This is a genomic window from Cupriavidus gilardii (assembly GCF_013314895.1).
Lineage (GTDB): Bacteria > Pseudomonadota > Gammaproteobacteria > Burkholderiales > Burkholderiaceae > Cupriavidus > Cupriavidus gilardii_C.
On record NZ_JABTYE010000016.1, the window covers coordinates 39,743 to 53,532 of the forward strand.

At 68.0% G+C, this 13,790-nt stretch carries 12 protein-coding genes and 1 riboswitch; of the genes, 10 read left to right on the forward strand and 2 right to left on the reverse strand.

What is annotated here, in order from left to right; translation table 11 throughout:
- Positions 1 to 129: 129 nt before the first annotated feature.
- The 4 genes from HTY53_RS16345 to HTY53_RS16360 all read left to right on the forward strand — a co-directional run bounded on the left by HTY53_RS16345 (position 130) and on the right by HTY53_RS16360 (position 1,976).
- Complete coding sequence (locus HTY53_RS16345; RefSeq protein ID WP_174107653.1) at positions 130 to 567, forward strand: hypothetical protein; 438 nt, start codon at positions 130 to 132, stop codon at positions 565 to 567.
- A gap of 29 nt (positions 568 to 596) precedes the next feature.
- Positions 597 to 1,001 carry a hypothetical protein gene (locus tag HTY53_RS16350; protein ID WP_174107654.1) on the forward strand — a complete coding sequence of 135 codons (405 nt, stop codon included), beginning with the start codon at positions 597 to 599 and terminating at the stop codon, positions 999 to 1,001.
- A gap of 62 nt (positions 1,002 to 1,063) precedes the next feature.
- Positions 1,064 to 1,489, forward strand: a complete 426-nt coding sequence (locus HTY53_RS16355; protein WP_174107655.1) for a hypothetical protein — start codon at positions 1,064 to 1,066, stop codon at positions 1,487 to 1,489.
- Between the two features lie 28 nt (positions 1,490 to 1,517).
- Complete coding sequence (locus HTY53_RS16360; protein WP_174107656.1) at positions 1,518 to 1,976, forward strand: hypothetical protein; 459 nt, start codon at positions 1,518 to 1,520, stop codon at positions 1,974 to 1,976.
- A 40-nt stretch (positions 1,977 to 2,016) separates the two neighbouring features.
- On the opposite strand, the gene HTY53_RS16365 is transcribed toward HTY53_RS16360, so the two are convergent.
- On the reverse strand, positions 2,017 to 3,684 hold the full coding sequence (locus HTY53_RS16365; RefSeq protein WP_174107657.1) for an acyl-CoA dehydrogenase family protein: 1,668 nt from the start codon (positions 3,682 to 3,684) through the stop codon (positions 2,017 to 2,019).
- A 263-nt stretch (positions 3,685 to 3,947) separates the two neighbouring features.
- Positions 3,948 to 4,049: riboswitch (TPP riboswitch) on the forward strand.
- A gap of 103 nt (positions 4,050 to 4,152) precedes the next feature.
- On the opposite strand from HTY53_RS16365, the gene thiC reads away from it, so the two are divergent.
- From thiC to HTY53_RS16395, 6 genes are all read left to right on the forward strand, one after another.
- On the forward strand, positions 4,153 to 6,051 hold the full coding sequence (gene thiC / locus HTY53_RS16370) for a phosphomethylpyrimidine synthase ThiC (RefSeq protein ID WP_174107658.1): 1,899 nt from the start codon (positions 4,153 to 4,155) through the stop codon (positions 6,049 to 6,051).
- A 162-nt stretch (positions 6,052 to 6,213) separates the two neighbouring features.
- Complete coding sequence (locus HTY53_RS16375) at positions 6,214 to 7,422, forward strand: FAD-dependent oxidoreductase (RefSeq protein WP_174107659.1); 1,209 nt, start codon at positions 6,214 to 6,216, stop codon at positions 7,420 to 7,422.
- A gap of 131 nt (positions 7,423 to 7,553) precedes the next feature.
- Positions 7,554 to 7,751 (forward strand): sulfur carrier protein ThiS, encoded by a 198-nt coding sequence (gene thiS, locus HTY53_RS16380; protein WP_174107725.1) that lies wholly within the window; start codon positions 7,554 to 7,556, stop codon positions 7,749 to 7,751.
- A gap of 4 nt (positions 7,752 to 7,755) precedes the next feature.
- Positions 7,756 to 8,583, forward strand: a complete 828-nt coding sequence (locus HTY53_RS16385) for a thiazole synthase (RefSeq protein ID WP_149317238.1) — start codon at positions 7,756 to 7,758, stop codon at positions 8,581 to 8,583.
- A complete protein-coding gene (locus HTY53_RS16390; protein ID WP_174107660.1) occupies positions 8,580 to 9,749 on the forward strand; it encodes a thiamine phosphate synthase in 1,170 nt (389 codons plus the stop codon). Before HTY53_RS16385 ends, HTY53_RS16390 begins: the two co-directional genes overlap by 4 nt.
- A 594-nt stretch (positions 9,750 to 10,343) precedes the next feature.
- A complete protein-coding gene (locus tag HTY53_RS16395) occupies positions 10,344 to 11,909 on the forward strand; it encodes an integrase (protein ID WP_174107661.1) in 1,566 nt (521 codons plus the stop codon).
- Between the two features lie 18 nt (positions 11,910 to 11,927).
- Here the strand turns inward: HTY53_RS16395 and HTY53_RS16400 are convergent, their stop codons facing one another.
- On the reverse strand, positions 11,928 to 13,769 hold the full coding sequence (locus HTY53_RS16400) for a sigma-54 interaction domain-containing protein (RefSeq protein WP_438820969.1): 1,842 nt from the start codon (positions 13,767 to 13,769) through the stop codon (positions 11,928 to 11,930).
- Positions 13,770 to 13,790 lie beyond the last annotated feature (21 nt).

Here is a 13,790-nt window from a genome sequence, read left to right on the forward strand (position 1 = left end):
CGTTTTTGCGGATTTCCTTTCCATTCCGGACGGCCCGACGCCGACCATCGGCAACGTGGCGGCGCCGAGCCATTACGCTGAGCCCTTCGCCAACCACGGAGAGGCACAGTGCAAGGTACAAGACCCGCCATGCCGCGTGCGGCCGCGTACGGCGCTTTCGCCAGCGGACCATCGTCGGCCACCCGGAACGCGAATCCCGCCTCCGCCTCCGTGCAAGGTTCGGTGCATCGCTTCGACGCGAACCTCGAGCAAGGCGATGCGGTCGACCGGTTCTTCTACAGATTGTTCACGTGCACGTCCCCGCGGCTGAACGCCTGCATGCAGTGGACCGTTCGCATCGCACGCGCGCCGCAGGGCCCCCCTGTCGTGATCGGCGCAATGGCCGGCGCCGTCGTTGCGCTGCCGCTGACGATCGCTGCAGCGGTCCTGCTGTCCCGGCCAGATCCGGCCTCGCGGGATGTGGGCTCCGACCTGATCGTGTCGGCGGCGGTGATCTGGGCAGTCATCTGCATCGCCGTGCTGGCGATCCGCCTTCCCATTCCGACCGTCGAAGGCGAACGCGTCTGACCGCGGCCATCCGCAAAGGGAGATCGATCATGGAATGTGCTCCAGCACTGGGCCGACCGCCTGCCGCCGAATCGGCTGGCCCGCAGCACGTGGTCCGGCCGGGGACGTCGGGCTCGCTGTCGGCACACCGCATCGAACACGACGCACAGCGTGGCGATTGCCTGGACCGGGGCTGCGAACGAGCGTGGAGCGCGGTCTGCCGCGCGCTGACCCGGCATCGAACCGCCAGCACCGCGGCCGTCGCCACATTGATCGCCGCGCCCGTGGCGATCACCGGCCTGGTGTTCCTCGCCAAGGGAGATGTAACGGTCGGCCTGAGCCTGACGATCCCGGCGGCCGGCTCGGCGTTGATCGTCTGGAGCGCCCTGTGTTGCGTGTGCCATTGCGCCCATCTGCCCAGCCGCGGGCCGCGATCGCGCTATGACCCGCTTTGATCGGAGCTCAACGATCGGGTCTCAACGATCGGGCCCCAACGATGTTCCAAGGAGAGAGAACCATGCGAGCCGCAACACCTGCCGATCGTGCCATGCCTGCCGGCGCGCCTTCGGCCCACTCGCACGGCGGCCATCCGTCCAATGCCGCCACCGGCTTGTTGTCGTCATATCGGATCGAGCAACGCGGCGTCGCGGATAGCGACAGCGCATGGGACCGCTGCGCCGGCGCATGGGAGCGCGCGTGGGCAATCGGCGGGCCGTGGATGGACCGGCATCGCGCCGTGACGGCGGCAGCGATCACCACGGCGCTTACCCTGCCGCTCACCGTGGCGGGCATTGTCGTGCTGGCGCGGGGTGGCGAGGGATCGCTGGACCGGGGCCTGACGCTGACGTTGGCGGGCGCCGGGATGTGGCTGGGCAGCTGCTGTTTCGTATCCCTGGTGAACCATCGCGTCGCCGAGGGCGGTGCGCCGGTCCGCAACGCATAGCGATAACCCCCTTGCAAGGAGAGACAGGATGAGAGCAAACCAGAGTTCGGCCCAAGCGGATCCGATGATGCAGTTCATGGAAGCGCTGCTGCGCGAGAGCCTGTACATGGCGGCCGAGAGTGAAGAGGACGCGCCGGCTTCTTCGGTGCGGCCCGCCGGGCGTCACGTTGTCGAACTGGCGCCGGATGACGAGGGCGACTGTTGCGACCGGCGCTGTGTTAGCTGGATTCGGCAGATCGGCCGATTCTTCGATCGCCACAGGATGTTGTGCGGCGTCACGGCGGGAAGCTTGCTGACGTCCCCCGCGACCTTGATCGGCATCGGCTTTTGGGCGGGGTCCGAGGCAACGCGCGAAGTCGGCATGGGCCTGGCGCTCAGCGGCTTCGCACTCGGCGTCGCGCTCGGTCCCGTGATATTTTGCGCGCGGCATCTTCTCGGTCAAGACTCACCGCCACAGCCCGCCACCGGCTACGGTACCTACGCCTGAGCGCAACGCGGTCCGAGCGCTCGAGAGCGCTCGGGAGCGCTCAAGCCGGCCAGGCCCGGTCGATCAGCCGTCCCAGTTGCCCCGCGTTGCCATCGAGCGTGCCGAACACGCGCCCATGCTGCCGCTCCAGCCGGCTGGCGACGAAGCGCTCGGCGCTGTCCGCATCGGCGTGCGCCAGCATCAGCGCCGCCTGCGCGGTCAGCACCAGCCCCTGCGCAAAGCGGCGCGCGCATGTTTCCTGTTCTTCCGGCGCGGCGCGCAGCATCGCCTGCAGCGAAGCCAGTTCGGCGCGCACTGCGGCGTGCCCGCCGGCGCGCTGGCCGAGATCGTGCAGCAGTCGCAGCGCATCGTCGGGATTGCGCTGGATCGCGCGCAGCACGTCCAGGCACATGATGTTGCCCGACCCTTCCCAGATCGAATTGACCGGCGCCTCGCGGTAGAGCCGCGCCATTGGCCCTTCCTCGACGTAGCCGTTGCCGCCCCAGACCTCCATCGCCTCGCCGGTCGCCTCGATCGCGCGCTTGCAGATCCAGAACTTGGCGGCGGGCGTCACGATGCGCTTCCACGCACCGGCCAGCGGGTCGGTGTCCGCATGTTCGAACGCATGCGCGAGCTCCATCAGCAGCAGCGTCGCCGCCTCGCTCTCGAGCGCGAGATCGGCCAGCACATTGCGCATCAGCGGCTGATCGGCGAGCAGCTTGCCGAAGGCGCTGCGGTGGCGCGCATGGTGGATCGACTGCACCAGCGCGGTCCGCAGCAGCGCGGCGCTGCCGATCACGCAATCGAGCCGGGTGTTGGTCGCCATCTCGATGATGGTCGGAATGCCGCGTCCCTCCTCGCCGATCAGGATGCCGCTGGCGCCGCGGAATTCCACTTCGCTGCTGGCGTTGGAGCGATTGCCGAGCTTGTCCTTGAGCCGCTGGATATGAATCGCGTTGCGGCTGCCGTCGTCGCGAAAGCGCGGCACGAAGAAGCACGACAGCGGCCCGTCGTCGGCGCCCATGCGGGCCACCACCAGATGCGCGTCGCACATCGGCGCGGAGAAGAACCACTTGTGGCCCGTCAGCGCGTACTCGGCGCCGCGGCCCTCGCCGCGCACCGGCCGCGCCACGGTAGTGTTGGCCCGCACGTCGGAGCCGCCCTGTTTCTCCGTCATGCCCATGCCGATCATCGCCGCGCGCTTGTCGCGCCAGGGCCGATCATCGGGATCGTGCGCCGTGGCAAAGAGGCGCGGCGCCAGTTCGCTGAACAGCGCGGCCTCCTTCTGCAGGACCGGGATGCTGGCGAAGGTCATCGTCGCCGGGCACAGCGAACCCGATTCGAGCTGCGCCTGCAGGAAGTAGCCGGCCGTGCGCGCGGCCCAGGCGCCCGGACGCGGCTGCGCGAACGGCAGCGCATGCAGCTGGCGGCTGCGCAGCAGCGACAGCAGCGCATGCCAGCTCGGATCGAAGCGGACCAGATCGATCCGTTCGCCGGTGCGGCTGTGGGTGTGCAATTCGGGCGGATGGCGGTTGGCCTGGTCGGCCCAGGCCTGGACCTCGGGCTGGCCCAGCGTCGCGCCGAAGTCGCGCAGCTCGCCGGCATGCCAGCCGCCGCCCAGGCGTTCAAGCGCGGCGCCGAGCGCGGTGTCGATCGCGAACAGGTTGTGGTGCGCCAGGTCGGGGACCTGGTTGAAGACGCGGTGGGTGGCGGCGTCGCTGGTGCTCATGGTGTCTCCTGTGGCGGACGTTCTGGTCTCTGCCCATGCCCATGCCCTTCGCCGTTGCGGTTGCGGTTGCAACCATCGGCGGCCGGCGCGCGCGCATGACGCGCGCTGTCTGCATGGTAGAGCAACGCGCGACGCCGTGGCTTCGGGTGACGGGGGCGTCCCTCTGGACCCCGCCGAAGTGGCGATCCGATACCGCAGCGCATCACAGTGCGAATGAAACAAGGCTGGCGCAGCCTGTTCCCTTGTGCTTAAATTGGCCCCGTTGGATGAAACAGGGGTGCCGTACGGATTGGCCGTGCGGCTGAGAGAGTCCCTTCGAACCCGATCCGGTTAGTACCGGCGTGGGAAGTTTCACTGAAGACCGCAGTTCCCGCCGGCGCGCATTTCAGCCGCGCCAGCATGGTCCCCGAGGGACATGCTCACAGGACTCCTGGTTTCGTCCATCCCCAAAGAGAGAGGACGATATCCATGGCCCGCAATAACGCTGCCCCCGCCGCATCTTTCGAATCGCTCGCCAGCGATCTCGACCAGAAGTTCGCCTACCCCGCATCGAACAAGACCTATCTGACCGGCAGCCGTCCGGACATCCGCGTGCCGATCCGCACCATCCTGCAGACCGCCACGCGCACCGAGCAGGGCGAGATGCCGAACCCGCCGATTCCGGTCTACGACACTTCCGGTCCGTACAGCGACCCCGACGTGCGCATCGATCTGAAGGCCGGCTTGCCGCCGGTGCGGGCCAAATGGATCGAGGAGCGCGGCGATACCGAGGTGCTGCCGGGCCTGTCGTCCGAGTACGGCCGCGCGCGCGCCAACGATCCGGCCACCGCGCACCTGCGTTTCGCGCAGCTGACCAATCCGCGCCGTGCCAAGGCCGGCGCCAATGTCACGCAGATGCACTACGCCCGCCGCGGCATCGTCACGCCGGAGATGGAATACATCGCGCTGCGCGAATCGCTGAATCTGCAGGCGCTGTACGACAAGCCCGAGTACAAGGCACTGCTGCGTCAGCATCCGGGCAATGCGCTGGGCGCCGGGCTGCCGCTGCGTCCGGAGGACATCACGCCGGAATTCGTGCGCCAGGAAGTGGCCGCGGGCCGCGCGATCATCCCCGCCAACATCAACCACACGGAACTCGAGCCGATGATCATCGGCCGCAATTTCCGCGTGAAGATCAACGGCAACCTGGGCAATTCGGCGGTGACGTCGTCGCTGGCCGAGGAAGTCGAGAAGATGGTCTGGTCGATCCGCTGGGGCGCCGACACCATCATGGATCTGTCCACCGGCAAGCATATTCATGAGACGCGCGAATGGATCCTGCGCAATTCGCCGGTGCCGATCGGCACGGTGCCGATCTACCAGGCGCTGGACAAGACCGGCGGCATCGCCGAGGACCTGACCTGGGAGATGTTCCGCGACACGCTGATCGAGCAGGCCGAGCAGGGCGTGGACTACTTCACGATCCACGCCGGCGTGCTGCTGCGCTATGTGCCGCTGACCGCGGACCGCGTGACCGGTATCGTTTCGCGCGGCGGCTCGATCATGGCGAAGTGGTGCCTGACCCACCACAAGGAAAACTTCCTGTACACGCACTTCGACGAGATCTGCGAAATCATGAAGGCCTATGACGTGTCGTTCAGCCTCGGCGACGGCCTGCGTCCGGGCTGCATCGCCGACTCGAACGACGAGGCCCAGTTCGGCGAACTGCGCACGCTGGGCGAACTGACCGCCAAGGCGTGGAAGCACGACGTCCAGGTGATGATCGAGGGCCCGGGCCACGTGCCGCTGCAGCGCATCCAGGCCAATATGGACGAGGAACTGAAGCACTGCTACGAGGCCCCGTTCTATACGCTCGGACCACTGGTCACCGACATCGCCCCCGGCTACGACCACATCACCAGCGGTATCGGCGCGGCCAATATCGGCTGGATGGGCACGGCGATGCTGTGCTACGTCACGCCGAAGGAGCATCTGGGCCTGCCCGACAAGGAAGACGTGCGCGAGGGCATCATCACCTACAAGATCGCCGCGCATGCCGCCGATCTGGCCAAGGGCTGGCCCGGCGCGCAGCTGCGCGACAACGCGCTGTCGAAGGCGCGCTTCGAATTCCGCTGGGAGGATCAGTTCAATCTGGGCCTCGATCCGGAACGCGCGCGCTCGTTCCACGACGCGACGCTGCCGGCCGAAGGCGCCAAGATCGCGCACTTCTGCTCGATGTGCGGTCCGAAGTTCTGCTCGATGAAGATCACGCAGGACGTGCGCGACTATGCTGCGTCGCTGAAGTCCGAGGATGCCGCGGCAGCAGAGCGCGGCATGCAGGAAAAGTCGATCGAGTTCGTCAGCAAGGGCGGCAAGATCTACTCGTAAGCGTGCGTTTGTCGTTCCCGCGAACGCGGGAATCCAGCGGCTTGATTCGGCCGAACGAGAATCAGGACGCTGGGCCCCCGCCTGCGCGGGGGCGACGAAGCTGCCGCCTCGCGAAACCGACGTTCGCGGGCCCGCCACGGCCGGGCTGGCACAATACACCCCATGAAACAGCAGTTTGACGTCGCCATTCTCGGCGCCGGCCTGGCCGGACGCCTCGCCGCCTGGCGCCTGGTCCGCGGTGGCCTGCGCGTGGCCCTGGTCGAACGCGCCGGTCCCGACGGCGCGGGCGCGGCTGCCCATGTCGCCGCCGCGATGCTGGCGCCGCTGGCCGAATCGGCCATCAGCGAGCGCCGCATCGTCGAGCTCGGCATCGCCAGCGTGGACCTGTGGCGCGCATGGGTGGCCGAGCTCAATGCCGAGCAGAACGCCGAACAGGCGGACGCGTCCACCGCGGTCGACCCCGTCTTCTTCCAGCAGGATGGCACGCTGGTGGTCTGGCACGCCCACGACCGCGGCGAGATGCCGCTGTTCACCAGCCGCATCCGCGCGGTGTCGCCGCCCGAGCTGGTCGCCGAACGGCTGCGCCGGCTCGACGCGGCAGGCATCGGCGCGCTGGAGCCGGCGCTGGCCGGGCGCTTCCAGCAAGGTCTGTTGCTCGAGGGGGAGGGCCAGCTGGACAACCGCGGCACCTTGCGCGCGCTGCTGGCCTGCGCCGTTTCCGCGGGCGTGCATTGCGTCTGGGAAGCGGGCGCGATCGACGAGCGCGATCTGCCGCGGCTTGGCATCGATGCCCGTGTCGTGCTCGATTGCCGCGGCCTGGGCGCGCGTGCCGCCTGGCCTGCCGAGGGGGCCATCAGCGGGGGAGGGATGCCGGGCCTGCGCGGCCTGCGCGGCGAGGTGGTGCGGGTGTTCGCGCCCGAGGTCTCGCTGCACCGGCCGGTGCGGCTGCTGCATCCGCGCTATCCGATCTATATCGCCCCCAAACCGAATCATCTGTACGTGATCGGTGCCACCGAACTGGAAAGTGAGGACGATTCGCCGATGAGCGTGCGCTCCGCGCTGGAGCTGCTGTCGGCCGCGTATTCGCTGCACCCGGCCTTCGGCGAGGCGCGCGTGCTGGAGCTGAACGTGCAGCGCCGGCCCACGCGTCCCGATCATCTGCCCGCGGTGCGGGTCGACGAGCAGGCGCGCGTGGTGCGCCTCAATGGCTTGTACCGGCACGGCTTTCTGATTGCGCCGGCGGTGGTCGAGGCGGCCTGCGAGGTCGTGCGGGCGCTGGCCGATGGCGATCCCGCCGCGCACGCGGTGCCCGCCTCGGCACGCTGGCCCGGCATGATCGCGCCGGTGCATGGCGCCGCGGTGCTGCATTGATGCCCGCATCGATGCCCTCCCGCGCGACGCCATCCCGCGCCGCTGAATCCGACGCCACCGCCCAAGGCGCTCGTTCGTCGAACGTCGCCTTGCCCGGTTCGTCCCAACCGATGACACACGCGCTGAACACCATGGAAATCCTGCTCAATGGCAAGCCGCTGGCGCTGAACGCGCCCGCCACGCTGGCCGACGCGGTGGCCGCGGCGCAGATCCCGCCACCGTTCGCCGCCGCGCTCAACGGCCGCTTCGTGCCACGCGCGGCCCATGCGGAGACGCCGCTGTCCGCCGGCGACCGTATCGATCTCGTGCAACCCGTAACCGGAGGCTGATCCCATGACCTTCCCGACCCAGGATGCCGTGCGCGATCCCTTCGTGCTCTACGGCGAATCGTTTTCCTCGCGCCTGCTGCTGGGCACGGCGCGCTATCCGTCTCCGGCGACGCTGCAATCCGCGGTCGAGGCCGCGCGGCCGGCCATGCTGACCGTGGCGCTGCGCCGCCAGGGCGCAGTCGGCGACGGCGAGGGCGGCCAGGCCTTCTGGCAGATGCTCAAGTCGATGCAGGTGCCGGTGCTGCCCAATACCGCCGGCTGCATGGCGGCGCAGGAGGCGATCACCACCGCGATGATGGCGCGCGAGGTGTTCGAGACCGACTGGATCAAGCTCGAACTGGTCGGCGACGATTACACGCTGCAGCCCGATACGCTGAACCTGCCGGCGGTGGCCGAGACGCTGATCAAGGAAGGCTTCAAGGTGCTGCCGTATTGCACCGAGGATCTGGTGCTGTGCCGCCGTCTGCTCGACGCCGGCTGCCAGGCGCTGATGCCCTGGGCCGCGCCGATCGGCACCGGCAAGGGGGCAGTCAATCCGCACGCGATGCGCGTGCTGCGCGACCGCCTGCCCGACACGCCGCTGATCGTCGACGCGGGCCTGGGCCTGCCGTCGCACGCGGCGCAAGTACTCGAGTGGGGCTACGACGGCGTGCTGCTGAACACCGCGGTGGCGCAGGCTGCGTATCCGATCGAAATGGCGCGCGCCTTCGCGCGCGCGGTCGAGGCCGGGCGCCTGGCCTATCTGGCCGGGCCGATGCCCGAGCGCGAGATCGCACAGGCCAGCACGCCGGTGGTCGGCATGCCGTTCTGGCACGCACAGGAGCACGCATGACGCGCCAACCGACGCCGATGCCGGTCGATGCCGCGCTGCAATCCGCGCTGGTCGCGCGCCATGGCGAGACCTTCGGCGTGGCCGACCGTGGCTGGCGCGCCTGGCGGCTGCAGGACACGCTGACGACCGATGCCGCCGAAACGCTGGGCCAGGCGGATCTGCTGCTGGCCGATGGCGAGGTCGATGCCGAAACGCTGGAACGCGTGGCCGCGCGCGGCGCGATGCTGATCCAGACGGAGCGCGAAGGCGGCCAGTGGATCGACACGGTGCGCTCGCCGATGGGGACCTGGGTGTTCGCCACGCCGGCGGACGCCAACGACGATGCCGCGCAATCGCCGGCCTTCGTCGCGGCGCTGCTGGCCACCTTGGCGCTGCATTTCCCCGCGCACGACGCGCTGTGCCTGGCGCGCGCCTGGCAACCCGGCACGCTGGACTGGCCCGCCGGGTTCGCCCGCTTTCCGCGCGTGCGCCACGCCGCGCTGGTCGCGCCCGAGCAGTCGGCCGAGCCGTTCGTGCCATGCCCGGCGCGGCTGGGCCTTTACGCCGTGGTGCCGACAGCCGACTGGATCGAACGGCTGGTACCGCTCGGCGTCCCGACGCTGCAGCTGCGCTTCAAGTCCGACGACGCGGCCGCGGTGCGCGAGCAGATCGCCCGCTCGGCGGTGGCCGCAGCCGGCAGCCGCAGCCGGCTCTTCATCAACGATCATTGGCGCGCCGCGCTGGACTACCACGCCGCGCACGGCAACGACAGCGCGGCCAGCGGCATCTACGGCATCCATCTGGGCCAGGAAGACCTGGACGAAGCGGACCTCGACGCGCTGCGCGCGTCGGGCCTGCGGCTCGGCGTTTCCACGCACGGCTACGCCGAGATGCTGCGCGTCGCGCCGCTGCGTCCCAGCTATCTGGCGCTCGGCGCCATCTTTCCGACCACCACCAAGGTGATGCCGACCCAGCCGCAAGGACTGGGACGCTTTTACGCCTATGCCCGCCTGATGCGCGAGCAGGTGCCGGCGCTGGTCGGCATCGGCGGCGTCGACGCCGGCAATCTGCCGCAGGTGCTGGAAGCGGGCGTCGGCAGCGCGGCCGTGGTGCGCGCGATCACCGAGGCGGCCGACGTGCCGGCGGCGGTGGCGCAGCTGATGGCGGCGTTCGGGCAGGCGGACTGACGCCACACCGGCGTCGTGCTTCCCCGGCGAGCTCGTCGCCGGGGTGAATGCCGCATGGGTCTATGTCATTGGATTAGATCGTGTTCGGAAAATAAACCAAGAGGTGAATCCCATAGGGCAGATCCAATCAGCCATACCCGTTGGTCCAATTGGACATGCACGGCGTTGGCAGGGGCGGATGCTGATCTCGCCGCCGGCATATCCTTGGAGTGGCGCCCGTCGGCTCCGGGTGTGCCGCACTTTTAGATGTTTTACGGAGCGGGTGTTAAGCAAAGTCTAGAGGAGGCGCGTAACGTCTTCGGCGTTTCACGTTCCCCTCACTCGGCGTGCGAATCGGCGACGCGCCCGAACCTCGTTGGTGCCTTGAAGGTCCAGGCCACTGCGCCCGCTGTGGTCGGCGACAGAGCGCACCATCATGACGCGCTGGTGCGGTTGGACATCCCAAAGAAAAAAGGCCCTGCAACGCAGGGCCTTCAAGAATTGGGGGCTTGAGCCGATCAGTCTGGGCAGTTGAACTGCCGCCTCCTCTCGGGTCGCGCCCCACCTAGACAGTGGGCCAACGCTGTGTTGGCCGATCCGCAGACGATAAGCCGCATGCTCGCACTTGTCAACCCGCTCGAGAAGATCGCTGTCGTAAGACTTCTGGAATTCCTCTCCGACCGAAAACCTTGGTTTCGATCCCTTTGGGGCGTTGGAGTCGTATTGGCTATGGAAGAGCTGTACGAGGCCTGTGCTGCCATGAGACAGGGTCATTTGAGCGAGGGCGCAATCAAGCGAATGGCCTCTTCGCTTCAGAAAAGAGTCGGCGCGCATCCGGCCTTTACTGAGGCGGAGAAACTGTTCCTTCGACAGCAACTGCAGCAAGTGCCGCGGCCCGACGGCCCAGCGCATTTCGGCGTTCGAGAACTGTCGACTCGCGTTTCCATCGACTACCTGGCGCGGTGGGGAAGGGCCGTCGCTGCCGGCAAATTCACTGTCGAACATTTTTCTCGCAGCGTTGCCGCTCACCTGCTGGACGCCGGATTTGCCGGCCGATACCTGCACGACTTCATCAAGGCCAGGCTGACTTCGCCCGAACGCATTTCCTTGCCACAACTGTGCGATGCGTTGCAGGCCGAAATGTCGGCGAGTCCCCGGCGCGAATTCGAGGTTTTGCTGGCGTTCACCAGCGTTCCGAAGCTGGTGAATGGCGTGCCCCAGGCATGGCTTCAAGGTCCTGCCATTACGGGTTGGCTAAAAGAAAACGGTTTTGATACGGCCGGAGTACGTTCGCCTGTGGCGATGGTATTGACCGTGTTGGCCAGAGATGCCATCGGCGCCGCACGGGCAGCACGAGGGGAGGCCGATCGTTACGCGGCCCGAGCGTTGATCGCTACTGGCGAGGCGCTGAACCGTCTTCCGATGCTTTGGGTGAAAGGCACGGCTGCACCGGCGTCCATGAAGGAAGATTCCCGCGGCGTTGGAGTGAGGGAATTGTTCCGCGAGGACCGTGTATTTTCAACTGAGGCGAATCAGAGCGTAGACGCGGCGCTTGAGTTATTGGCCCACCTGGAGGGAAGTTCTCCGCCGGCAGCAGTGGCGGGAGGGTGGGCAGCGATCGAAGGATTGCTCGCCGACCCAAATGATCGGGCAAGTGCCGCCGACAATCTCGCTACCTTGGTCACCTGCTCTTTTCCGCGTGCCGAACTTACCGCGTTGTCGTATCGCGTACAGCGCACGCATCCCGACGACTGTTTGGAGCTCGAAGATGCGCAAACGAACCGCGAGCGTTCTCGCGTCGTGGCAAAGATGATTATCGAGGGCCGCATGCCCAAGATGGCAGGCGTGGCCGACCAGGCGGCAGTCGCCCGCTTAAGAAAGCTGCTGTCGAATCCTGGCCCCGAGTTGCAGACCATTCGGGAAGCCATCGGGGAGTCGTTTCACCGGCTTTATCGGCAGCGTAACCTGATCCTTCATGGAGCCCGGCTCGACAGTGTGGCGCTTACTGCGAGTTTGCGGACGGCGGCAAAGCTGGCGGGCGCTGGGATGGACCGTATCACGCACGGGCACTATGTCCAAAAGCTCAGACCCCTCGAACTCGTCGCAAAGGCCAATCTCGCCCTGGCGCTCGTTAGCCGCGAGTCGCCATTGGCATGCGTGGATCTGCTCGAAGTTTGTTGAGCCGCTCAGCGCGGATCGCTATTCGCGCCATCGCGGCGCGCCGCGATAGTGCCCGTCCCCGCCCCCCCGCGCCAGCAACGTGTACAAATGCGAGCGCGAAATCCCCAGCGCCTGCGCGGCGCGTTTCTTGTTGCCGCCGTGGTCGGCGATGGCCTTGAGCGCCGCTTCATAGGCCAGTTCCCGCAGCGCGGCGGGACGGGAAGGCGGCGTGGTCGCAATGGCCGTCGGTGTCTCGCCGCGCAGCTCGTCTTCCCCCTCGTGTTGGGCATAGCTTCGCGCCAGCGGGTGCGGCGTCGCGTCGGCCGCCAGGACCGCTGCCGCGCTTTCGTCGCCGCGGGCGAAGTCGGCTACGCGCAGGCGGCCGCCGTCGCAGAAGACCAGCGCTTCCTCGATCTTCTGCCGTAGTTGACGGATATTCCCGGGCCACGGCCGTTCGGCCAGATGCCGTGGCACCGCGCTGTCGATGGCGGGCACCGGCACATTGTTGCGTTGGCAGAAGCCCTGCACAAAATGCTGCAGCAGGGCCGGGATATCTTCGCGGCGCTGGCGCAGTGCCGGGATGCGCAGCACCACGCCGCTGAGGCGGTAGTACAGGTCCAGGCGAAATCGGCCGGCGTCGATCAGCGCCTGGATGTCGCGATTGGTGGCCGCCACCAGCCGGAAGTCGATGCGGCGCGCCTGGCGGCTGCCGATGCGTTCGACCAGGTGGTCCTCCAGCACGCGCAGCAGCTTGACCTGCATCTCCATCGGAATATCGGCGACCTCGTCAAGAAACAGCGTGCCGCCGGCCGCCTGTTCCAGCTTGCCGGACTGGCCCTGGCGGCGGCTGCCGGTGAAGGCGCCGGGAGCGTGGCCGAACAGTTCGGATTCGATCAGCGTGGCCGGCAGCGCGGCCAGGTTCAGGCTGACCAGCGGCTTGCCGCCCCGCGTTTCGCCGCCGTCGTCCCGCTGGCTTGCCTCATGGATCGCGCGTGCGACGAGTTCCTTGCCGGTGCCGCTCTCGCCCAGGATCAGCACCGGGACGTCGAGCCGCGCGACGGTTTCGATCTCGCGCCGCAGCCGCTGCATCGGCGCGCTGTCGCCGATCAGCCGGCCCGGACCGCCGCGCAGATCGTCCAGCGCCCGCCGGTAATGCGCGACCTGCGAGCGCAGTTCGCTGACCTCCTTGTGCATGCGGGCGATCGCCTCGGGCTCCTTGAACAGGACCTGGCCGATCGCGCCGACCACCTCGCCGTGCTGGACGATGGGGATGCGGTTGACCACGCGGGTGACGCCGTTCATCCGCTGCAGCTGGCCGATCTCGGCCTTGCCGGTGGCCGCGACCTGGGGCAGCCGCGAATTCGGAATCACGCGCTCGGCCGGCTGGCCGATGCCCTCGCCGGTGCGCAGCCCCAGAAAGCGCTCGTGCACTGGGCTGATATAGCGCATGCGGCCGTCGCGGTCGGCCACGGTGATCGCCTGGTACGGGTTGGTGATGAAGTGTTCGAGGATGGCGCCGGCAAACGGCACGGCGCCGAGGAAATCGAACAGCGCGGTGGCGGCCCCGGGCCGGTGCAGCAGCACCAGCGTCGTGGTGCCGTCTTCCAGTGCCAGTGCGATATGGCGCGTGGCGTCGGTGCCGGGCGGCGTCACCTCGAACAGGCGAGGACGAATGCCCCCGTCCTTGTCGACGGGTGTGCCGGCGGCCGGGATGTCGGCGGTGGAAAGCTCTGCCAGCGCGGCCGCCACGGCGCGGGCCAGCGCGTCGTCGCGCGCGATGCCGGTTGCCGCGACCACCTGTCCGCCGCCGTCGATCACCAGCGCGCCGAGTGCATCCGGCGAGGCGGCCGACGCGTCCGCATGTGTCTTCAGTGACGACAAGATCTGTCTCCGATGCGGACA

Bases quoted from the DNA above. Each gene is read 5' to 3' on its own strand.
- HTY53_RS16345 (WP_174107653.1), top strand. From the start codon at position 130: ATGCCGCGTGCGGCCGCGTACGGCGCTTTCGCCAGCGGACCATCGTCG.
- HTY53_RS16355 (WP_174107655.1), top strand. From the start codon at position 1,064: ATGCGAGCCGCAACACCTGCCGATCGTGCCATGCCTGCCGGCGCGCCT.
- HTY53_RS16360 (WP_174107656.1), top strand. From the start codon at position 1,518: ATGAGAGCAAACCAGAGTTCGGCCCAAGCGGATCCGATGATGCAGTTC.
- HTY53_RS16375 (WP_174107659.1), top strand. From the start codon at position 6,214: ATGAAACAGCAGTTTGACGTCGCCATTCTCGGCGCCGGCCTGGCCGGA.
- HTY53_RS16395 (WP_174107661.1), top strand. From the start codon at position 10,344: ATGCTCGCACTTGTCAACCCGCTCGAGAAGATCGCTGTCGTAAGACTT.
- thiC (WP_174107658.1), top strand. From the start codon at position 4,153: ATGGCCCGCAATAACGCTGCCCCCGCCGCATCTTTCGAATCGCTCGCC.
- HTY53_RS16350 (WP_174107654.1), top strand. From the start codon at position 597: ATGGAATGTGCTCCAGCACTGGGCCGACCGCCTGCCGCCGAATCGGCT.
- HTY53_RS16385 (WP_149317238.1), top strand. From the start codon at position 7,756: ATGACCTTCCCGACCCAGGATGCCGTGCGCGATCCCTTCGTGCTCTAC.
- HTY53_RS16390 (WP_174107660.1), top strand. From the start codon at position 8,580: ATGACGCGCCAACCGACGCCGATGCCGGTCGATGCCGCGCTGCAATCC.
- HTY53_RS16365 (WP_174107657.1), bottom strand. From the start codon at position 3,684: ATGAGCACCAGCGACGCCGCCACCCACCGCGTCTTCAACCAGGTCCCC.
- thiS (WP_174107725.1), top strand. From the start codon at position 7,554: ATGGAAATCCTGCTCAATGGCAAGCCGCTGGCGCTGAACGCGCCCGCC.